Annotated in this window: 20 protein-coding genes; 15 read left to right on the top strand and 5 right to left on the bottom strand. The window is 63.1% G+C overall.

Going from position 1 to position 18,552, the window contains the following annotated elements; genetic code table 11:
• Positions 1-35 precede the first annotated feature (35 nt).
• The 11 genes from VPH40_RS16865 to VPH40_RS16815 all read left to right on the top strand — a co-directional run bounded on the left by VPH40_RS16865 (position 36) and on the right by VPH40_RS16815 (position 9,671).
• The gene (locus VPH40_RS16865) at positions 36-1,241 is read left to right on the top strand and encodes a type II secretion system F family protein (protein ID WP_251350032.1); all 1,206 of its coding nucleotides are present in this window, start codon (positions 36-38) and stop codon (positions 1,239-1,241) included.
• The gene (locus VPH40_RS16860; RefSeq protein ID WP_442906656.1) at positions 1,238-2,944 is read left to right on the top strand and encodes a GspE/PulE family protein; all 1,707 of its coding nucleotides are present in this window, start codon (positions 1,238-1,240) and stop codon (positions 2,942-2,944) included. The genes VPH40_RS16865 and VPH40_RS16860 overlap by 4 nt, the downstream gene beginning before the upstream one ends.
• Positions 2,937-3,770 (top strand): hypothetical protein, encoded by an 834-nt coding sequence (locus VPH40_RS16855; RefSeq protein WP_328574003.1) that lies wholly within the window; start codon positions 2,937-2,939, stop codon positions 3,768-3,770. Before VPH40_RS16860 ends, VPH40_RS16855 begins: the two co-directional genes overlap by 8 nt.
• Complete coding sequence (locus tag VPH40_RS16850) at positions 3,767-4,315, top strand: hypothetical protein (protein WP_328574002.1); 549 nt, start codon at positions 3,767-3,769, stop codon at positions 4,313-4,315. Before VPH40_RS16855 ends, VPH40_RS16850 begins: the two co-directional genes overlap by 4 nt.
• Positions 4,312-4,896: a hypothetical protein gene (locus tag VPH40_RS16845; RefSeq protein ID WP_328574001.1), complete on the top strand. Its 585-nt coding sequence runs from the start codon at positions 4,312-4,314 to the stop codon at positions 4,894-4,896. The genes VPH40_RS16850 and VPH40_RS16845 overlap by 4 nt, the downstream gene beginning before the upstream one ends.
• The gene (locus VPH40_RS16840; protein ID WP_328574000.1) at positions 4,893-5,414 is read left to right on the top strand and encodes a hypothetical protein; all 522 of its coding nucleotides are present in this window, start codon (positions 4,893-4,895) and stop codon (positions 5,412-5,414) included. The genes VPH40_RS16845 and VPH40_RS16840 overlap by 4 nt, the downstream gene beginning before the upstream one ends.
• A complete protein-coding gene (locus tag VPH40_RS16835) occupies positions 5,414-7,429 on the top strand; it encodes a secretin N-terminal domain-containing protein (RefSeq protein WP_328574246.1) in 2,016 nt (671 codons plus the stop codon). Before VPH40_RS16840 ends, VPH40_RS16835 begins: the two co-directional genes overlap by 1 nt.
• Positions 7,426-7,917, top strand: a complete 492-nt coding sequence (locus tag VPH40_RS16830) for a type II secretion system protein (RefSeq protein WP_099665057.1) — start codon at positions 7,426-7,428, stop codon at positions 7,915-7,917. The genes VPH40_RS16835 and VPH40_RS16830 overlap by 4 nt, the downstream gene beginning before the upstream one ends.
• Before the next feature lie 3 nt (positions 7,918-7,920).
• Positions 7,921-8,304, top strand: coding sequence for a type II secretion system protein (locus tag VPH40_RS16825; RefSeq protein ID WP_077401047.1), 384 nt, complete (start codon positions 7,921-7,923; stop codon positions 8,302-8,304).
• Positions 8,305-8,309: 5 nt separating this feature from the next.
• Positions 8,310-8,951, top strand: coding sequence for a type II secretion system protein (locus VPH40_RS16820; protein WP_305056754.1), 642 nt, complete (start codon positions 8,310-8,312; stop codon positions 8,949-8,951).
• 222 nt (positions 8,952-9,173) lie between these two features.
• Positions 9,174-9,671, top strand: coding sequence for an FxDxF family PEP-CTERM protein (locus VPH40_RS16815; RefSeq protein ID WP_077401053.1), 498 nt, complete (start codon positions 9,174-9,176; stop codon positions 9,669-9,671).
• A gap of 160 nt (positions 9,672-9,831) precedes the next feature.
• On the opposite strand, the gene murJ is transcribed toward VPH40_RS16815, so the two are convergent.
• Positions 9,832-11,379 (bottom strand): murein biosynthesis integral membrane protein MurJ, encoded by a 1,548-nt coding sequence (gene murJ, locus VPH40_RS16810; protein WP_289913529.1) that lies wholly within the window; start codon positions 11,377-11,379, stop codon positions 9,832-9,834.
• A 297-nt stretch (positions 11,380-11,676) separates the two neighbouring features.
• On the opposite strand from murJ, the gene rpsT reads away from it, so the two are divergent.
• A complete protein-coding gene (gene rpsT / locus VPH40_RS16805; protein ID WP_010395935.1) occupies positions 11,677-11,943 on the top strand; it encodes a 30S ribosomal protein S20 in 267 nt (88 codons plus the stop codon).
• 162 nt (positions 11,944-12,105) lie between these two features.
• Here the strand turns inward: rpsT and VPH40_RS16800 are convergent, their stop codons facing one another.
• The 3 genes from VPH40_RS16800 to VPH40_RS16790 all read right to left on the bottom strand — a co-directional run bounded on the left by VPH40_RS16800 (position 12,106) and on the right by VPH40_RS16790 (position 13,716).
• Positions 12,106-12,549, bottom strand: coding sequence for a DUF192 domain-containing protein (locus tag VPH40_RS16800; RefSeq protein WP_289900062.1), 444 nt, complete (start codon positions 12,547-12,549; stop codon positions 12,106-12,108).
• Positions 12,550-12,718: 169 nt separating this feature from the next.
• Positions 12,719-13,042 (bottom strand): hypothetical protein, encoded by a 324-nt coding sequence (locus VPH40_RS16795; protein ID WP_099665052.1) that lies wholly within the window; start codon positions 13,040-13,042, stop codon positions 12,719-12,721.
• Between the two features lie 110 nt (positions 13,043-13,152).
• Positions 13,153-13,716 carry a pseudouridine synthase gene (locus VPH40_RS16790; protein ID WP_305063643.1) on the bottom strand — a complete coding sequence of 188 codons (564 nt, stop codon included), beginning with the start codon at positions 13,714-13,716 and terminating at the stop codon, positions 13,153-13,155.
• Between the two features lie 292 nt (positions 13,717-14,008).
• Between VPH40_RS16790 and icd the strand changes: the two genes are divergently transcribed.
• Positions 14,009-15,262, top strand: a complete 1,254-nt coding sequence (gene icd, locus VPH40_RS16785) for an NADP-dependent isocitrate dehydrogenase (protein WP_099665050.1) — start codon at positions 14,009-14,011, stop codon at positions 15,260-15,262.
• 92 nt (positions 15,263-15,354) lie between these two features.
• Here icd and cspE read toward each other — a convergent pair whose 3' ends face one another.
• Positions 15,355-15,558 carry a transcription antiterminator/RNA stability regulator CspE gene (gene cspE, locus VPH40_RS16780; protein WP_010395943.1) on the bottom strand — a complete coding sequence of 68 codons (204 nt, stop codon included), beginning with the start codon at positions 15,556-15,558 and terminating at the stop codon, positions 15,355-15,357.
• Between the two features lie 321 nt (positions 15,559-15,879).
• Between cspE and clpS the strand changes: the two genes are divergently transcribed.
• Together clpS and clpA are read left to right on the top strand one after the other, a co-directional pair.
• Positions 15,880-16,182 carry an ATP-dependent Clp protease adapter ClpS gene (gene clpS, locus VPH40_RS16775; RefSeq protein WP_034751577.1) on the top strand — a complete coding sequence of 101 codons (303 nt, stop codon included), beginning with the start codon at positions 15,880-15,882 and terminating at the stop codon, positions 16,180-16,182.
• Complete coding sequence (gene clpA, locus VPH40_RS16770; protein ID WP_035825884.1) at positions 16,179-18,479, top strand: ATP-dependent Clp protease ATP-binding subunit ClpA; 2,301 nt, start codon at positions 16,179-16,181, stop codon at positions 18,477-18,479. The genes clpS and clpA overlap by 4 nt, the downstream gene beginning before the upstream one ends.
• The last annotated feature ends 73 nt before the right edge of the window (positions 18,480-18,552 follow it).

Here is an 18,552-nt window from a genome sequence, read left to right as displayed (position 1 = left end):
GCCAGCAGCATTCTTTTTCCTACGGACAAGCCATCATGCAGTTCGAAGTACGCGCGCTTTCCACGGACCAGGCCGTAGCAACCTTGCATACGTGCGTGATCGACGGCCGCGACGAAGCCGACGCGCGCCGCCAGGCCGAGGCGCGCGGCCTGTTCGTCAGCGCCATCCGCCCGTTGCGCGCCACCCCGTTCAGCGCGGCCGGCCGCCAACGCGCGCGGGCCTTGCCCCTGCTGCTGTTCAGCCAGGAGTTGCTGGCGCTGTTGAACGCGGGCCTGGGCATCGTCGAAGGATTGGAAGCCTTGCTGGAAAAGGAAGCGTCGCCGGCCACGCGCAGCGTGCTCACGCGTCTGCTGGAAGGCTTGCGCGAAGGCAAGCGCTTTTCCGCCGCTCTGGCGGAGCAGGCGGAACTGTTTCCTCCCTTGTATATCGGCATCGTCAAGGCGGCCGAAGGCACGAGCGACTTGCCGCGCGCCTTGTCGCGCTACATCGATTACCAGCAGCGCATCGATACGGTGCGCGGCAAGATCGTCAGCGCCGCCATCTATCCCGCCATTTTGCTGGCCGTGGGCGGCGGCGTCAGCGCCTTCCTGATCAGTTATGTCGTGCCCCGCTTCGCCGAGGTGTACCAGGGCGCGGGACGCAACTTGCCGTGGATGTCGCAAGTCATGCTCAGCTGGGGCCAGTTCGTCACGCAGCATGGCGTGCTGCTGTTGCTCGGGCTGCTGATCACGGGCGGCGTCGCATGGTCGGCCGTGCGGCGCGTGCTGCGCCATGGCGGCGTGGCGCGCCTGCTGGCGAAGTTGCCCGGCATCGGCGAGCGCGTGCGTATCTATGAATTGTCGCGCCTGTACCTGACGCTGGGCATGCTGGCCGAAGGCGGCATCACCATCGTGCAGGCGATCGCCACCGTGCAGGCGATGGTGTCGCCCGGCATGCAGGCGTCGTTGCAGCAGGCGCGCGGCGCCATCGAAGCGGGCCAGCCCCTGTCGTCCGCGTTTGAGCAATATCAACTGACGACGCCCATTTCCCTGCGCATGCTGCGCGTGGGCGAGCGCACGGGCGACATGGGGCCCATGCTGACGCAGTCGGCGGCCTTTTATGACGGCGAAATCAGCCGCTGGATCGACCGTTTCACGCGCACCTTCGAACCCTTGCTGATGGCCGCCATCGGCCTCGTCGTGGGCGCCATCGTGATCCTGCTGTACATGCCCATCTTTGACCTTGCCGGCGATATTTCATGATGCAGAGCGCAGCCGAATCCCCCGTGGCCAGCGTCGCCATCGATCCCGCGCTGCTGCAGCGCGCGCGCCTCCTGTGCCGCCAATCGAAGCGCAGCCTGGTCGAGGAATTGCAGCAGTTGAGCGGCATCGAGGCGCGCGCCGTGGTGCGCGCGCTGGCGCGCCCGTTCGGCCTGGACGTGCTGGAAACGGCCGACATGCTGGCGTTGTCTCCCGCCTTCGACGTGCTGCCCCTGTCGCAGGCGCTGGCGCGCCACAGCGTGCTGCTGCGCGCCGCCGACGGCCAGCTGGTGGGCGTGATCGCCGACCCGTTCGACCTGGACCTGCAAACCTGGCTCGGCGCGCGCGCGGGGCAGGGCGCCCTGAGCGTGCGTCTGGCGCTGCAGGCCGACATCGGCGCCTACCTGTCGAAGCAGGAAGAATCGGCGCGCGCCGTCGACAGCCTGCTGCCCGGCGCCGCCACCGACGCGCGGCGCGACGGCAAGACGGCCGCCGTGCTGTCGTTCGCCAGCGTGTCGGAAGCGGCCAGCCCCGCCGTCAAGCTGGTCAACTCGACCTTGTATGACGCGCTGAAGGCGGGCGCTTCCGACATCCACCTGGAAAGCACGGCCGGCGGCCTGGCCGTCAAGTACCGCGTCGACGGCGTGCTCGATCACGCCACGTCCGTCAACGGCATCGAAGTGGCGGAGCACATCATCTCGCGCCTGAAAGTGCTGGCCGAACTCGATATCGCCGAGCGCCGCGTGCCGCAGGACGGCAGCTTCCGCGTCGAATCGGGCGGGCGCGAAATCGATTTGCGCGTCTCCATCATGCCCAGCATCCATGGCGAGGACGCCGTCATCCGCATCCTCGACAAGCGCGCCATGATCGAGGCGTACGGCGCTCTGACCCTCGAAGCGCTGGGCTTTGACGCGCCGTCGCTGGAAGCCTTGCGCGCGCTGGCGCAGGAAGCCTACGGCATGCTGCTCGTCACGGGTCCCACGGGCTCGGGCAAGACGACGACCTTGTATGCGGCGCTGACGGAAATCCATAACGGGCGCGAAAAGATCATCACCATCGAAGACCCCGTCGAATACCAGCTGCCCGGCATTTTGCAAATCCCCGTCAATGAAAAGAAGGGGCTGACCTTTGCCAAGGGCTTGCGCTCGATCCTGCGCCACGACCCCGATAAAATCATGGTGGGCGAGATCCGCGACCGCGAGACGGCGGAAATCGCCGTGCAGTCGGCCCTCACGGGCCACCTGGTGCTCACCACCGTGCATGCGAATAACGTCTTCGACGTGTTCGGCCGCTTCACGCACATGGGCATCGATCCGTATGCGTTCGTCTCGGCCTTGAACGGCATCTGGGCGCAACGGCTGATCCGCACCAACTGCCCCCATTGCGCTACCGAATATACGCCGGACGATTCTGAACTGGCCAGCGTGGGCCTGGCGCGCGCCGACGTTGATGCATATCAATTCAAGCAGGGCAAGGGGTGCGGCGACTGCCGCGGCACGGGTTACAAAGGGCGCCGTTCGATCGCCGAAATCCTCGTGCTGACCGATGAAATCCGCGAACTCATCGTCGACAAGAAGCCGATCCGCCAGATCAAGGCGGCCGCGCATGCGAACGGCACGCGCAGCCTGCGCCTGGCGGCGCTGGAACTGGTCAAGCGGGGCGCCACCACCATCACGGAAATCAAGAGGGTCACCCTGCATGCGTAGAGGTTTTGCGAAGTTGAGCTTTGGACAGGCCCTGCGCCTGGGCGTGGCGGCGGGCAAGGTGAGCCTGTGGCGCAGCAGCCGCTGGCGCGCGCCCGCCTGGACACCGCTGGGCGAAGCCGCGTATGTGCCGGGCGACACGCTGCATGGCGACTTTGCCGCCCTGGGCCAGGCGTTGGAACAGATTCTGCCGGCGGGCGAGTACGCGGGCTGGCCCCTGTCCGTGGTGCTCGACGATGGCTTGGCGCGTCTGTGGCAAGTGGACATGCCGCACGGCGCCGCGCGCCTGGCCGACATCGAGGCGGCCGCCGCGTTGCGCTTCCAGTCGCTGTATGGCGATCCTCCCGGCCTGTGGCACAGCAGCAGCGCCTGGGATGCGCGCGCGCCTTTCTTTTGCGCCGTGCCCCGTGCGCTGCTGGCGCAGCTGACGCGCGTGGCGGCGGCGCGCAAGCTGGCCCTGATTTTCATCACGCCGCAATTCGCGCGCCACTGGAACCGCTGGCACGGGGCGCTGAAACCGGGCGCCTGGTTCGGCCAGCTGCAGGAGAACGCCTTGACCCTGGGCGTGCGGCACGATGGCCGCCTGCGCGCCGTGCGCGCGCTGCCCGTGCCGCCCGGCGCGGGCCAGGATTGGCTGGAACACACGCTGGCGCGCGAGGCGCTGCTGCAAGGCGTGCCCGCACCGGCGCTGCTGCAGCTGTGCGGCGCGCCGCCAGTGCTCTGGCTGGCGCCGGCGGCAGCGTTCCGCTGCCAGGTTTTTTCCGCGCCGGACGGGGACGGCGCCCTGTCGCCGGCCGCCCGGCTGGCCCGCAGCGGAGGCGTGGCATGACGCGCCTCGATATCGATTTCGCGCCGCCCGGCTGGCGCCGCAGCCTGCACCGCGTGCCGGTCTGGGCGTGGATGACGGGGGCGCTGGGCGTGGTGCTGGCCGTCACGGCGGCCTGCAGCGGCAGCGCCGCGTTGCAGCGCCAGCAGCTGCGCGAGGGGCAGTTGCATCGCGCGCAGCAGCGCATGATGGCCGCCATGCAGGGACCGGCGCCTGCGCCGCAAATCGCCATCGCGCCCGCGCAGGCGGCGGCCGTGAATGCGGCCATCCTGCAATTGAACCTGCCGTGGCGCGACTTGCAGGATGCGCTGGCCAGCGCCACGCCGCCCGCCATCGCGCTGCTGGCGCTGGAACCGGATGCGCGCAAGCGCGTGCTGAAGATCACGGCCGAGACGACCGGCAGCGACGCCATGGTGGCCTACATCGCGCAACTGAAGCAGCAGGAGCTGTTTGGCGCCAGGGTGCAGCTGCTGCGCCATGAAATCAATGCGCTCGACCCGAACAAACCCTTGCGCTTCCAGCTCGAAGCGCGCTGGGGCACGCCATGATGGCCATCGACATCAATATCCTGCGCCTGCGCGCGCAACTGCTGCTGCGCCGCCTGGGCGCGCCCGCCTGCATCGCCGTGGCCTTGCTCGCGCTGGGCGTGGCCGCCTGGGCGTGGGCCTGGCAGCAGCGGGCCGTGGCGGCGCAGCTGGAAGCACGTCCCTTGCCCGTGCCATCGCTGGCCGTCGCCATCGCGGCGCCGCCGGCGACGGCCAGCGAAAACCTGGCGCGCTTTTATGCCGCCCTGGGACAGCAGCGCCACGCGGAGCAGCAGGTCAAGCAGCTGTTCGACCTGGCCGCGAAAAATGGCTTGCTGCTGGCGCAGGGCGAATACAAGAGCGGCTACGACAAGGCCAGCCGGGTCGCCACATACCAGGTGACCTTGCCGCTGAAGGGCAGTTACGGGGCCGTGTGGCAGTTCGCGCTACAAGCGCTGCGCGCCGCGCCCTTCGCCTCGCTCGACGAACTGAGTTTCCGCCGCGAGCAGATCGCCGATACGCAACTGGAAGCGCGCTTGCGCCTGACGTTTTATCTGACCGATACGCAGGCCGATGCGCCGGGCGATGCGGGAGGCGCGCCATGACGCCGCGCCATTGGCTCATGCTGGCCGGCGTGCTGGGCGCGGGCGCCTTGCTGCTGTTCGGCGAGCGCCAGCCCGTGGCCGACGTGGCCGAAGCGGTGGAGCGGGCCGTCGCGCCCGCGCGCCATGCGGCCGTCAAGGCGCCGGCCGCGCAGCCGGCCATCCTGGCCCTGCTGCCGCGCAGCGAAGTGGCGGGCGAGGAGGGCGAGACCTTTGGCGGCGCCGACGGCGTCTTCCAGAGCCAGAACTGGAATCCGCCGCCGCCGAAAATGGCAGTGACGGCAGCGCCGCCGCCACCGCCGCCGATGGCGCCGCCGCTGCCCTACGTCTACCTGGGCAAGGCGGCCGCCGACGGCGCCTGGGAAGTGTTTTTGTCGCGCGCCGACAAGACGTATATCGTGCGCGCCAATACCGTCATCGATGGCGCCTACAAGGTCGTGACGATCGCGCCGCCCGTCATGACGCTCACTTATCTGCCGTTGAACCAGCTTCAGCAGCTCAACATTGGAGTTTCCGAGTGATGTCTCGTTCCTTTTCATCGGCGCTGCTGCTCTTGCTGCTGTCCGGCTGCGCAGGGCAGCAAGCCTACCGCGACGGGCGCGAGCTGATTGCGCAAGATCACATCCCGGCCGGCCTGCAAAAACTGCAGGAAGCGCTGCAGCAAGACCCCGGCAATGCGCAATACCGCAGCGCCTATCTGCAGGCGCGCGAGCGGGCCACCAGCAGCCGCTTGCAGCAGGCCGAGCGCCAGGCGCAGGCGGGGCAGGGCGAGCTGGCGCGCGCCTCCTTCATGAGCGTGCTGGAAATCGATGCGCAGAACGAGCGGGCCAACAGCGGCTTGCGCGCGCTCGAACGCGAGCAGCGCCAGGGGAAATTGCTGGCCGATGCGCGCACGGCGCTTGAGGCAAAACAATACGACCCCGCGCGCCAGCGCCTGAACGCCATCCTGACGGAGCAGCCGAATCACGCGGGCGCGCGCGCGCTGCTGCGCGAGGTCGATGAAAAGACGGCGCCGCCCATCGTCGAATCGGGCCTGGCCAGGTCGTACAAGCAGCCGATCACGATCGAGTTTCGCGACGCGCCGTTAAAACAGGTGTTCGAGCTGATCGCGCGCCGTTCCGGCCTCAATTTCGTCTTCGACAAGGACGTCAAGGCGGACGCGAAAACGTCGATCTTCCTGAAAAACAGCACGGTGGAATCGGCCGTCTACTTCCTGCTGGTGACGAACCAGCTGGAGCAGCAGGTGATGGATGCGAACACCATTTTGATCTATCCCAATGTGGCGGCGAAATTGAAGGAATACCAGGAAGTGCTGGTGAAAACCTTCTTCCTGGCGAACGCGGACGCCAAGCAGGTGGCCAACACGCTCAAGACCATCCTCAAGACGCGCGACGTGGTGGCCGATGAAAAACTCAACCTCGTCATCGTGCGCGACACACCCGAGGCGATCCGCCTGGCCGAGCGCCTGATCGCGCTGCAGGACGTGCCCGAGGCGGAAGTGGTGCTGGAACTGGAAATCCTCGAAGTCAAGCGCAGCCGCCTGATGGAGCTGGGCGTGGCCTGGCCATCGAGCCTGACCTTGACGCCGCTCAGTACCTCGGGCGGGATCGGGCTGACCATCAACGACTTGAATAATCTGAATCAGCGTACTCTCGGCGTGAGCAACCTGGCCGTGACAGCGAACGCCAACAAGACGGACGGCGACGCGAACATCCTGGCCAACCCGCGCATCCGCGTGCGCAACCGGGAAAAGGCGAAATTCGTCATCGGCGACCGGGTGCCCGTGGTGACCACCACGATTTCGCCGGGCACGGGCGGCTTCGCTTCCGAATCGATCAGCTACCTGGACGTGGGCCTGACGGTGAACGCCGAGCCGACCATCTATTTGAACAATGAAGTGGGCATCCGCATCTCGCTCGAGGTGAGCAACCTGGGCGCGGCCACCACCACCCGGAGCGGCTCGACCCTGTACCAGATCGGCACGCGCCAGGCGTCGACCATGCTGCAGTTGAAGGATGGCGAAAACCAGGTGCTGGCGGGCCTGATCAACAATGAAGAGCGCAGCTCGGGCAACAAGGTGCCGGGCCTGGGCGACATACCCGTGCTGGGTCGCCTGTTCGGCAGCAGCAAGGACGATAGCCAGAAGACGGAAATCGTGCTGTCGATCACGCCGCACCTGGTGCGCACGGTGCAGCGTCCGGAAGCGAAGGAGTCGGAATTTTCCGCCGGAACGGAAGGCAGCTTCCGCCGCCGGCCCGACATGGCGGCCAAGGCGCCCACGCAGATGCCGGGCACGGTGATCGTGCGTTCCGGCCCGTCGGCCGTCGGCATGCAGCCGGCGCCGGCGCAGCCGCTGATGACGCCGGGCCAGGTGCCGCCGGCCTTGCCGCAGGGCGTGCCCGCGCCGGAAGTGGCGCCGTCGCCCGAGCCGGCCGCCTCGCCCTTGCCGATCTCGGCTGGCCAGCCCGTGCCGCTGCAGGCGTCGCCCTTGCCGCTGTCATCGAGCCAGCCGGTTCCGGTGGCGCCCGCCAAATGAGACTGGCGCATGCGCAGGGCGGGCCAGGCGGCTTCACCCTGATCGAGCTGCTGGTGACCCTGGCCATCCTGGGCGTGCTGGCCACCCTGGTGATCCCCGTCACGCAGGTGACGGTGCAGCGGCGCCAGGAGCAGGAATTGCGGCGCGCGCTGCGCGAGATTCGCCAGGGGCTCGACGCCTATAAACGGGCCGGCGACGAAGGCCGCGTCATGCGCACGCCCGACGCCAGCGGCTATCCGAAAAGCCTGGACCTGCTGGTCGAGGGCGTGCCGGACCAGCGCAACCCGAAGCGCAGCAAGCTGTTTTTCCTGCGCCGCGTGCCGCGCGACCCGTTCAATGCGGATGCGGGCCTGAGCGATGCGCAAACGTGGGGCAAGCGCAGCTACGCCAGCGAAGCGGCCGAGCCGCGCGAGGGCGACGATGTGTACGATGTGTACTCGACTTCCAACAAGACCGGCCTGAACAACGTGCCTTATCGTCTATGGTGAACCATGCCTGTCCCTGACCGCGCGCGCGGCTTTACGCTGATCGAGCTGCTGGTGGTGCTCGGCATCGTGGCGCTGTTGCTGACCCTGGCCGTGCCCCGCTACTTTCCCAGCCTCGACAAGGCGAAGGAAACCGTGTTGGCGGACAACTTGCGCAACCTGCGCACGACCATCGACCAGTTCCACGGCGATACGGGCCGTTATCCCGACACTCTTGAGCAACTGGTCGAAAAGAAATACCTGCGCGCCATGCCCATCGACCCCATCACGGACAGCGACAGCAGCTGGCTGATCGTGCCGCCGCCCGACGATACGCCGGGCCAGGTGTATGACGTGAAAAGCGGCGCGCCCGGCAAGGACCGCAGCGGCACGCCGTTCGCCGACTGGTAGCGGCCATGCACCGTCCTGCGCGCCGCCAGCGCGGTGTTACGTATCTGGGCCTGATCATCCTGGTCGCCATCCTGGGCCTCGTGGGGGCGGCCGGGCTGAAGATGGGCTCCTTGCTGCAGCGCCAGGCGGCCGAGCAGGAGCTGCTCGACATCGGTGCGGAGTTTGTCGATGCGCTGCAGAGTTACACGGGCGCCACGCCCGCCGGCCAGCCGCAGCATCCGCCGACCCTGGCCGCCTTGCTGCGCGACCCCCGCTTTCCGCAGGTGCGCCGCCATTTGCGCAAGCTGTATGTGGACCCCGTCACGGGACGCGCCGAATGGGGCTTGCTGTACCAGCCCGGCGGCCAGGGCATCATCGGCGTGCATAGCCTGTCATCGTCCGCGCCCTTAAAAGTGGGCAATTTCGACGCCCGCTTCACCGGTTTCGAAGGCAAGTCGCACCTGTCCGAGTGGCAGTTCGTCGCCGGCGGGCCCGTGCCGCCGGCGGGACTGGTCCTGGCGCCGCCAGACGCCGCCGCGCCGCCCTCCGCCGCGCCGCCCGCCTTGTTCCCGCCGCCGCATCCGGCTGCGCCAGCGCCCGAACCGTCGGCGCCCGAGGCGGAGGAGCCGGAGGAAGAGACCGGCGCGCAAGCGCGCAATCTGCCGTAACCATAAGTCAACGATGAAGAATACAGGGATAACTATTTTCACCTGGAAATTCATCTTGACCTGGAACCATTTCATAGAGGAAATACTTTCAATAAATGAAATTTCAATAAAATAATTACAAGTAATTTGATGTCTTTATGCTACCATCCTTCCTGGTACTTTCAGTACTAAAGCGATGGCTGGCCCACCTGGCGGCCATAAATTACTTTTAAGGGATAATTTATGAAATTGAAATTTATCGCGGCAGGCATTCTGGCTGCAGCATCGTTCAGCGCATCGGCGGCCACCTACAATCTGGGCATCCTGGATCCAAGCGGCTTCGATACGCGGGCATCGATCACCACCAATTTCGCCGCCAATTCGGTGGTCGATGATTTGTGGACCTTCAAACTGCTGACCCCGTCGTCGACTTCGTTTGGCGCATTGCAAACGTTTTCCGTTGCCGAAGGCGCGATCAGCAACTTCGCCGCCACCCTGGTGGGCTATGGCGACCTGACCCTGACGTCGGTGGCCGGCATCCAGAGCCTGAGCTGGGCCGGTTCCCTGGCGGCAGGTACCTATGAGGTGCGTGTTTCGGGCTTGACCGGTTTGCAGAATGGCCAGTACGTGGGCACGGTCTCGGCCTTGCCTGTGCCGGAACCGGAAACCTACGGCATGCTGTTGGGTGGCCTGGCGCTGGTCGGTTTCGCCGCCCGCCGCCGCGCCCGCAAAGCTGTTTGATTTTTGCTGGCTAGAATGACAAAACCCGCCGAGGCGGGTTTTTTTGTTTCTACTGCATGATTACATGTGCGATTGCGACAACATGTGCAGGACTAGGCGCCCAGTCGAAGGCAGTACGCTAGTACGGCGAGACGCAGGCAACAACGTCTTGCCCATGCTGTCAAGCGTGGCGCTTGAAATCGCGGAAGCGGAAGCCAACCGCAAATAACGTCGCAAAATACGCCACGCCGCACAGGGCCACCACCAGGGCCAGCGCGCCGGCCCGCAACAGCGGATGGGCTTGCATAGCGATCCAGTCGATGCGCATGGCGCCAGCATACGCCACGCCGCCCATCACGACGAGTGCCGGCAGCAGGCGCAGGAAGAACTTGGCCCAGCCTGGTTTCGGCTGGTAGATGCCGCGCTTGCGCAAGCCCCAGTACAGGAAGCTGGCGTTCAGGCAGGCGCCCAGGCCGATCGACAGGGCCAGGCCGGCCACGGCGATGTAGGGCACGAACAGCAGATTCATCAGTTGCGTGGCGATCAGCACGCCGATGGCGATTTTCACGGGCGTGCGGATATCCTGGCGCGCATAGAAGGCGGGCGCCAGGGTTTTCACGAGGATGATGCCGATCAGGCCCAGGCTGTAGGCCACCAGCGGCTGCGTCGACATGGTCACGGATTCGGCCGTGAACTTGCCGTAGTGAAATAATGTCGCGATCAGCGGCGTGGCCAGGGTCGCCATGCCGACGGCGGCGGGCAGGGCCAGCAGGAAAGTCAGGCGCAAGCCCCAGTCCAGCAGGGCCGAGTATTCCGTCTTGTCGCCATCCACGTTCGCCTTCGACAGGCTGGGCAGCAAGATGGTGCCCAGGGCCACGCCCAGCATGGCGGTGGGGAACTCCATCAGGCGGTCCGCATACGACAGCCAGGAAATGCTGCCCTCGGCCAGGCGCGACGCGATGCTCGTGTTGATCATCAGGCTGATCTGCGCTGCCGACACGGCGAACACGGCCGGTCCCATCTTTTTCAGCACGCGGCGCACGCCGCCGTCGGACAGGCCGATGGCGGGATTGATCGACAGGCGCGGCAGCATGCCGATCTTGATCAGCGCGGGAATCTGGATTGCCACTTGCAGCAAGCCGCCGGCGAACACGGCAATGGCCATGGCGTAGATCGGCTGTTTCAAGTGCGGCGCGAGGAACAGCGAGGCGGCGATGAACGACAGGTTCAGCAGCACTGGCGTGAACGCGGGTATCTTGAATTCGCGCCAGGTATTCAGGATGCCGCCGGCCAGGGCCACGAAAGACATGCAAGTAATATAAGGAAACATCAGGCGCGTCATCCATACGGCCGCGTCGAAGGCGCCCGGATCCTTGGACAGGCCCGTGGCGATCGCGTACACGAACCAGGGCGCGCCGACGATGCCGATGGCGGACACGAGCAAGGTGGCCCAGACGAGGGTGGTGGCCACATGGTCGGCCAGTTGCTTGCTCGCTTCCTGGCCATGCTGGTTCTTGTATTCAGACAAGATCGGCACGAAGGCTTGCGAGAAGGCCCCCTCGGCAAACAGGCGGCGCAAGAGGTTGGGAATGCGGAAGGCAACGATGAAGGCGTCCGTGTAGGCTCCGGCGCCAAAGGCGCGCGCGAACAGGCTTTCGCGCAATAATCCGGTTACACGGGACAGCATGGTCATGCTGGAAATGGCGGCGAGGGTTTTAAGCAAGTTCATGGGGGCAGATTATAGCCGGGCGCGGTACCGGCAAACGGTTAAAATATGGTAACAATCGTCGCCGATTCGCCCTTGCCAGGCCCATTTTCAGGTGATTTTGGCATCACACACGGTTTTTTGATTTGCCCCCGCTTGAAAATATCGCTATAATCGAAGGCTGTACAGAATTCTGTTACGCAGACACTAATGTTTGACAGGCACTGGTTTGGCACACATGGTTCGGCAGACGCACAGAACGCACCGGTTGGCAAACACTAATGTTTGCAAACGCACTTTGACCCTGTTTTAGGAAATTCCATGGCAAATACCGCACAAGCGCGCAAACGCGCTCGTCAAGCAGTTAAGCAAAACGCACACAATTCGTCCCAACGTTCGACCTTGCGCACGGCTATCAAAGCTGCTCGCAAAGCGATCCAGGGCGGCGACAAGGCAGCTGCTGCTGCAATCTTCCAAGCATCCGTGTCGACCATCGACCGTATCGCTGACAAGAAGATCATCCACAAAAACAAGGCAGCTCGCCATAAGAGCCGTCTGGCAGCTGCTTTGAAAGCACTGTCCGCTTAATATTCGCCAGCAGGCAAGCCGCCACGGCGGCCTTGCCTGTGCCGGTACGCTGGCACTGGTTGAAAAGCAAAAACCCGCAGATTCATTCTGGCGGGTTTTTTCGCGTTTTTTCAGGATTTTTTGCGGCCGCACCCGCCAGCGGCAGGCTGCGGCCGCGCTGGCCTAGCGTGCCCCTGGCAAGTTGCCGATGCTCATGCCCGGCTTGATATTCTTTTGCTTGAACCAGCCCAGGTTCATTTCCAGCGCATAGCGCACGGGCACGGTCTTCGTGGAGCAATGGCTGTCGAGCGTGTGCGGCTGCATGTCTTCGATGTTGACGATCTTGCCGCCGGCATCGATAAAGGCCACCGACAGGGGCAGCGGCGTGTTTTTCATCCACATGCATTGCGTCGATGGATTGCCAAAGACGAACAGCATGCCCGCATTGGCCGGCATCTTTTCACGGTACATCAAGCCCTGTTCGCGCTGCTCTTCCGTGGCGGCCACTTCCGCCTGGATCAAATGCATGCCAGCCGACAGTTGCACGCTCTTTGTTTGAGCTTGAGCAATGTTGGCGCCGGCCAGCAGGGCGATGGACAGGCTGAGATGACGTAGGGAATTTTTCATGGGGCGGGACGGTGGCTGCGAAGCGGCGATTAAGCCATGCTGGCGGCTGCCTGGTCAAGCATGCTGCCTGTCCGCGCCGAAAGCGTGGGGTTACAGCAACATGGCTGCTGCAGTAACCCCGGGAATTACCCTTGCTTCTTCCTACTTCCTACTTCCTACTTCTTGCTGCTTACTTCACGGGCTTGCCTGCCTCGGCGGCCGGCTGCTTCGCCTTGCGGGCCTGGGGAACCAGGCGTGGGGCATCCGTTGCGGCCGAAGCCTTGGTCGATGCGCCCGAACGCGCCGCATCCGTCGCGGCCGAAGCGTTGACGGTGGCCGACGCCGGCGGCACCGGCTTGACGGCGTCAGTCGCGGCCGACGCATGGCTGGCTGCCGAAGCGGGCGGCGGCTTGACGGCATCGGTCGCGGCGGAAGCGTGCACCTTGGCGCCCGATTGCGCCAGTGCGGCGCCGGCAAGCAGGGAAGCGGCCAGGGCCAGGATTACTTTTGTCATCATCTTTCCTTTTCTATCATGTTAAGGTGGGATGATTTTAATGCATTATCTAAAAATAAATAGTGCATCTTGGCAAAATTCGGCGACGGGGGCGTTTTTTCTTGTCCGGTTCACGCTTTTCCTATGTTTTCGGCCGGCACTTCGCACCATTCGCCGGGCAGCAAGGGGTGGCTGGCCAGGGAAAACGGGCCGATGGCGCTGCGCACCAGGCGCAGCGTGGGCAGGCCGACGGCGGCCGTCATGCGCCGCACTTGCCGGTTTTTCCCTTCTTTCAGGGTGATCGCCAGCCACGAGGTGGGCTTGTCGGCGCGCGCGCGGATCGGTGGATTGCGCGGCCACAGCCAGTCCGGCTCGGCGATGCGCACGGCCTTGCACGGCTTGGTGATGAAGTCGCCCAGGTCCAGCGGCGCCTGCAGGTGCGCCAGGCTGGCCGCATCGGGCACGCCGTCGACCTGCACCAGGTAGGTTTTCGCTTCCTTGCGGTCCGGGTGGCTGATCTCGTGCTGCAGGCGGCCGTCGTCCGTCAGCAGCAGCAAGCCTTCGCTGTCGGCATCGAGCCGGCCGGCCGGGTAGATGCCGGGGATGGTGATGTGGTCGGCCAGGGTGGCGCGGCCCTCCTGCGGCGAAAACTGGCACAGGACCTGGAATGGTTTATTGAAGAGGATGAGTGGCATGCTGGTAAGGGAATTGATGTAAGCGATGGTGGCTGCTGATCGGCGCCGCAAAAGCGTGGCGCCCTGTAAGATACTGGTGCATAATGTGAAATGTTAGTCTTATGTCTTATAGAAGACTTGAGGCGGTATGGCAATGCGGTTCTTTGGCGCCGCGGGTGGCCCGGGTGTTCTTTCCCTGCTAAAGTGCGTTGTTGCCGCCCTGTTCGGACTTGTTTTTGTAAACTCTGCAACCGCAGAGCGCGTCGCCGGCCCGTGTTGCCCGCCAGCGGTGTGTCCCACTTCGGAGATCACGATGTATCAACATATCACTGTACCTGCTGACGGCCAAAAAATCACCGTCAACGCCGATTTTTCGCTGAATGTACCAGATAATCCCATCGTTCCCTTCATTGAAGGCGATGGCACGGGCATCGATATCAGCCCCGTCATGATCAAGGTGATCGACGCGGCCGTGGCCAAGGCCTACGGCGGCGCGCGCAAGATCAGCTGGATGGAAATCTATGCGGGCGAAAAAGCGACGAATGTGTACGGCCCCGATGTGTGGCTGCCGGAAGAAACCTTGGCCGTGCTGAAAGATTACGTGGTTTCCATCAAGGGTCCGCTGACCACGCCCGTCGGCGGCGGCATCCGCTCGCTGAACGTGGCCCTGCGCCAGCAGCTCGATCTGTATGTCTGCCTGCGTCCCGTGCGCTACTTCACGGGCGTGCCATCGCCCGTGAAAGAGCCGGAAAAGACGGACATGGTGATTTTCCGCGAAAACTCGGAAGATATCTACGCCGGCATCGAATACCAGCAAGGCTCGCCCGAAGCCAAGAAATTGATGGATTTCCTCGTCAATGAAATGGGCGTGACCAAGATCCGCTTCCCGGCCACGTCGGGCCTGGGCATCAAGCCCGTCTCCATCGAAGGCACGCAGCGCCTGGTGCGCAAGGCCATCCAGTATGCGATCGACAATGACAAGCCATCCGTGACGATCGTGCACAAAGGCAACATCATGAAATACACGGAAGGTGGCTTCCGCGACTGGGCATATGCGCTGGCGCAAAAGGAATTCGGCGCCGAGCTGATCGATGGCGGCCCGTGGTGCAAGTTCAAGAACCCACGGACGGGCCGCGACATCATCGTCAAGGATTCCATCGCTGACGCGTTCCTGCAACAGATTTTGCTGCGTCCGGCCGAATACAGCGTCATCGCCACCCTGAATTTGAACGGCGATTACATTTCCGACGCGCTGGCGGCGCAAGTGGGCGGCATCGGCATCGCGCCGGGCGCCAACCTGTCCGACTCCGTCGCCATGTTCGAAGCGACGCACGGCACGGCGCCTAAGTACGCGGGCAAGGATTACGTGAACCCCGGTTCGCTGATTTTGTCCGCGGAAATGATGCTGCGCCACATGGGCTGGCTGGAAGCGGCCGACCTGGTGATTTCCTCGATGCAAAAGTCGATCGCCTCGAAGCGCGTCACCTATGATTTCGCCCGCCTGATGGAAGGCGCCACGCAAGTGTCGTGTTCTGGTTTCGGCCAGGTGATGGTCGAGCACATGTAAAGGAAACGGGGCAGGGTGCTGCGCGCCCTGCGGACGAAAAAAAACCCCGCTTCAAGGAAACGGGGTTTTTCACATCTGAGGGCCGGCGATGCTTAGGCTGCTTGGATGTTGGAAGCTTGCTTGCCTTTAGGGCCTTGCGTGACTTCGAATTGAACTTTTTGACCTTCTTTGAGGGTCTTGAAACCGTTCATGTTGATTGCGGAGAAATGAGCAAACAAATCTTCGCCGCCATCATCTGGAGTGATGAAGCCAAAACCTTTGGAATCATTGAACCACTTAACTGTACCTGTTGCCATAAAAAGAACTTTCAAAATTAAAACAAATCACACGAGCCATAAAAGCAAGAAGCTTCTTGCCCCCTCCTCGACGTCTCACTTCTTATCAAGCTGTACATTACTGCAACAGTCGATACAGCATTGTTGGCGGAATAAATAATGAAGTCAAGCGCTTTTCCATCGATATTGCCAAATTCTTCACGGCAACCAAAAAAGCAACTCTTGATTTTGACGGCAAGGTCGCCATCTGCGCACTATTAAGAAAACGCGTAAGATTGAAAACAATTGGAAAGGCGTAGATATTGCGCATGACAACCACTGTGAAAGCATTAGAATAAGCGTATGGCAACCAAGCACGACACAGAAACCCTGCTGGAGCGGCAAGTGCTGAAGCCGCCACCGCTCTACCAGGTAGCCTTGCTCAATGACGACTACACCCCCATGGAATTTGTGGTGGCCATCATTCAGGAGTATTTCAACAAGGACCGTGAAACGGCGACGCAAATCATGCTCAGTGTTCATCGCTACGGCAAAGGAGTGTGCGGCGTGTTCTCTAAAGATATAGCGTGTACCAAAGTGGAGTTCGTTTTAACGCATGCGCGCAAGGCGGGGCACCCCCTGCAGTGCGTGATGGAGGAAGTATGATTGCGCAGGAATTAGAAGTAAGTTTGCACATGGCGTTTGTCGAAGCTCGGCAGGCACGGCACGAATTCATCACGGTTGAGCATTTACTGCTGGCACTGCTGGACAATCCCTCCGCTGCCGAGGTGTTGCGTGCCTGCGCGGTCAATATTGAAGACCTGCGCAAGACCCTCACCAATTTCATCGGCGATAACACGCCGACCGTGCCTGGCACGGGCGAAGTCGACACCCAGCCGACGCTTGGTTTCCAGCGCGTGATCCAGCGCGCCATCATGCACGTCCAGTCCGCCTCGAATGGCAAGAAGGAAGTCACGGGCGCCAATGTGCTGGTGGCCATCTTCGGCGAAAAGGATTCGCATGCTGTCTACTACCTGCACCAGCAGGGCGTGACGCGCCTGGACGTGGTCAATTTCATCTCGCACGGCGTGCGCAAGGACCAGTCGACGGAAAGCGCGAAAGCCTCCGAAGGCGTGGAAGAGGCGCCCGTCGATGGCCAGCCGAAGGAAAGCCCGCTCGACCAGTTCACGCAAAACCTGAACAAGGCCGCTGCCGAAGGCAAGATCGACCCGCTGATTGGCCGCGAGGAAGAAGTCGACCGCGTGATCCAGATCCTGTGCCGCCGCCGCAAGAACAATCCGCTGCTGGTCGGCGAGGCGGGCGTGGGCAAGACGGCCATCGCCGAAGGCCTCGCTTACCGCATCACGCAAAGCGACGTGCCGGAAATCCTGCAGAATGCCGTCGTGTATTCGCTGGACATGGGTGCCTTGCTGGCTGGTACCAAATACCGCGGCGACTTCGAACAGCGCCTGAAAGCCGTGCTGAAACAGCTGAAGGACAATCCGAACGGCATCCTGTTCATCGACGAGATCCACACCATCATCGGTGCGGGCTCGGCGTCGGGCGGCACGCTGGATGCGTCCAACCTGCTGAAACCGGCACTGGCCAACGGCCAATTGAAGTGCATCGGCGCGACCACGTACACGGAATTCCGAGGCGTGTTTGAGAAAGATCATGCCTTGAGCCGCCGCTTCCAGAAAGTGGACGTCAACGAGCCAACCGTCGAGCAAACCGTGCAAATCTTGCGCGGCCTCAAATCGCGCTTCGAAGAGCACCACGGCGTGAAATACTCGGCCTCGGCCCTGTCGACGGCGGCCGAACTGGCGGCGCGCTTCATCAACGACCGCCATTTGCCCGACAAGGCGATCGACGTCATCGATGAAGCGGGCGCGGCGCAGCGCATCTTGCCGAAGTCGAAGCAAAAGAAAACCATCGGCAAGGCCGAGATCGAGGACATCATCGCCAAGATCGCGCGCATTCCGCCGCAAACGGTCAACCAGGACGACCGCAGCAAGCTGCAAACGATCGACCGCGACTTGCGCAATGTTGTGTTCGGGCAAGATCCGGCCATCGACGCGCTGGCGTCGGCCATCAAGATGGCGCGTGCCGGCTTGGGCAAGACGGACAAGCCGATCGGCTCCTTCCTGTTCTCCGGTCCGACCGGCGTGGGCAAGACCGAGGTGGCGAAACAGCTGGCCTTCATCCTCGGTATCGAGCTGATCCGTTTTGACATGTCGGAATACATGGAACGCCACGCCGTCAGCCGTCTGATCGGCGCGCCACCGGGCTACGTCGGTTTCGACCAGGGCGGCTTGCTGACGGAAGCGATCACCAAGAAGCCGCATGCGGTCTTGCTGCTCGATGAAATTGAAAAAGCCCATCCGGACATTTTCAATATCCTGCTGCAAGTGATGGATCACGGCACCTTGACGGACAACAATGGCCGCAAAGCCGATTTCCGCAACGTAATCATCATCATGACGACGAATGCGGGCGCGGAAAGCTTGCAAAAGACGTCGATCGGCTTCACCAACTCGAAGCAGGCTGGCGACGAGATGGCCGATATCAAGCGCATGTTTACGCCGGAGTTCCGCAACCGCATCGACGCGACCATCAGCTTCCGTTCGCTGGACCAGGAAATCATCCTGCGCGTGGTCGACAAGTTCCTGATGCAGCTGGAAGAGCAGTTGCACGAGAAAAAGGTCGAAGCCGTGTTTACCGAGAAGCTGCGCGCTTTCCTCGGCAAGAAAGGCTTCGATCCGCTGATGGGCGCGCGGCCGATGGCGCGCCTGATCCAGGACATGATCCGCAAGGCCCTGGCCGACGAACTGCTGTTCGGCCGCCTGGTGACGGGCGGACGGGTCACGGTCGACCTCGACGACAAGGACCAGGTCTTGCTGGAATTCCCGGAACCGCCAGACGCGGCGCCGACGGCTGCGCCGGAAACGGTGGAAGTGGAATAAGCTTCCTGCCGTCAATAAAAACCCGCCCACGCAAGTGGCGCGGGTTTTTTTACGTCCATAAGTGATTCATGGA

It is taken from the genome of Janthinobacterium sp. P210005 (assembly GCF_036231865.1).
Taxonomy (GTDB): domain Bacteria; phylum Pseudomonadota; class Gammaproteobacteria; order Burkholderiales; family Burkholderiaceae_D; genus Janthinobacterium; species Janthinobacterium kumbetense.
The sequence above is the reverse complement of the archived record's forward strand: the minus strand, read 5'-3'. Positions and strand labels throughout refer to the sequence as shown.

Excerpts from the sequence above, each read along its gene's own strand:
- VPH40_RS16865 (WP_251350032.1), top strand. The coding sequence starts at position 36 with ATGCAGTTCGAAGTACGCGCGCTTTCCACGGACCAGGCCGTAGCAACC.
- VPH40_RS16860 (WP_442906656.1), top strand. The coding sequence starts at position 1,238 with ATGATGCAGAGCGCAGCCGAATCCCCCGTGGCCAGCGTCGCCATCGAT.
- VPH40_RS16855 (WP_328574003.1), top strand. The coding sequence starts at position 2,937 with ATGCGTAGAGGTTTTGCGAAGTTGAGCTTTGGACAGGCCCTGCGCCTG.
- VPH40_RS16850 (WP_328574002.1), top strand. The coding sequence starts at position 3,767 with ATGACGCGCCTCGATATCGATTTCGCGCCGCCCGGCTGGCGCCGCAGC.
- VPH40_RS16845 (WP_328574001.1), top strand. The coding sequence starts at position 4,312 with ATGATGGCCATCGACATCAATATCCTGCGCCTGCGCGCGCAACTGCTG.
- VPH40_RS16840 (WP_328574000.1), top strand. The coding sequence starts at position 4,893 with ATGACGCCGCGCCATTGGCTCATGCTGGCCGGCGTGCTGGGCGCGGGC.
- VPH40_RS16835 (WP_328574246.1), top strand. The coding sequence starts at position 5,414 with ATGTCTCGTTCCTTTTCATCGGCGCTGCTGCTCTTGCTGCTGTCCGGC.
- VPH40_RS16830 (WP_099665057.1), top strand. The coding sequence starts at position 7,426 with ATGAGACTGGCGCATGCGCAGGGCGGGCCAGGCGGCTTCACCCTGATC.
- VPH40_RS16825 (WP_077401047.1), top strand. The coding sequence starts at position 7,921 with ATGCCTGTCCCTGACCGCGCGCGCGGCTTTACGCTGATCGAGCTGCTG.
- VPH40_RS16820 (WP_305056754.1), top strand. The coding sequence starts at position 8,310 with ATGCACCGTCCTGCGCGCCGCCAGCGCGGTGTTACGTATCTGGGCCTG.
- VPH40_RS16815 (WP_077401053.1), top strand. The coding sequence starts at position 9,174 with ATGAAATTGAAATTTATCGCGGCAGGCATTCTGGCTGCAGCATCGTTC.
- murJ (WP_289913529.1), bottom strand. The coding sequence starts at position 11,379 with ATGAACTTGCTTAAAACCCTCGCCGCCATTTCCAGCATGACCATGCTG.
- rpsT (WP_010395935.1), top strand. The coding sequence starts at position 11,677 with ATGGCAAATACCGCACAAGCGCGCAAACGCGCTCGTCAAGCAGTTAAG.
- VPH40_RS16800 (WP_289900062.1), bottom strand. The coding sequence starts at position 12,549 with ATGAAAAATTCCCTACGTCATCTCAGCCTGTCCATCGCCCTGCTGGCC.
- VPH40_RS16795 (WP_099665052.1), bottom strand. The coding sequence starts at position 13,042 with ATGACAAAAGTAATCCTGGCCCTGGCCGCTTCCCTGCTTGCCGGCGCC.
- VPH40_RS16790 (WP_305063643.1), bottom strand. The coding sequence starts at position 13,716 with ATGCCACTCATCCTCTTCAATAAACCATTCCAGGTCCTGTGCCAGTTT.
- icd (WP_099665050.1), top strand. The coding sequence starts at position 14,009 with ATGTATCAACATATCACTGTACCTGCTGACGGCCAAAAAATCACCGTC.
- cspE (WP_010395943.1), bottom strand. The coding sequence starts at position 15,558 with ATGGCAACAGGTACAGTTAAGTGGTTCAATGATTCCAAAGGTTTTGGC.
- clpS (WP_034751577.1), top strand. The coding sequence starts at position 15,880 with ATGGCAACCAAGCACGACACAGAAACCCTGCTGGAGCGGCAAGTGCTG.
- clpA (WP_035825884.1), top strand. The coding sequence starts at position 16,179 with ATGATTGCGCAGGAATTAGAAGTAAGTTTGCACATGGCGTTTGTCGAA.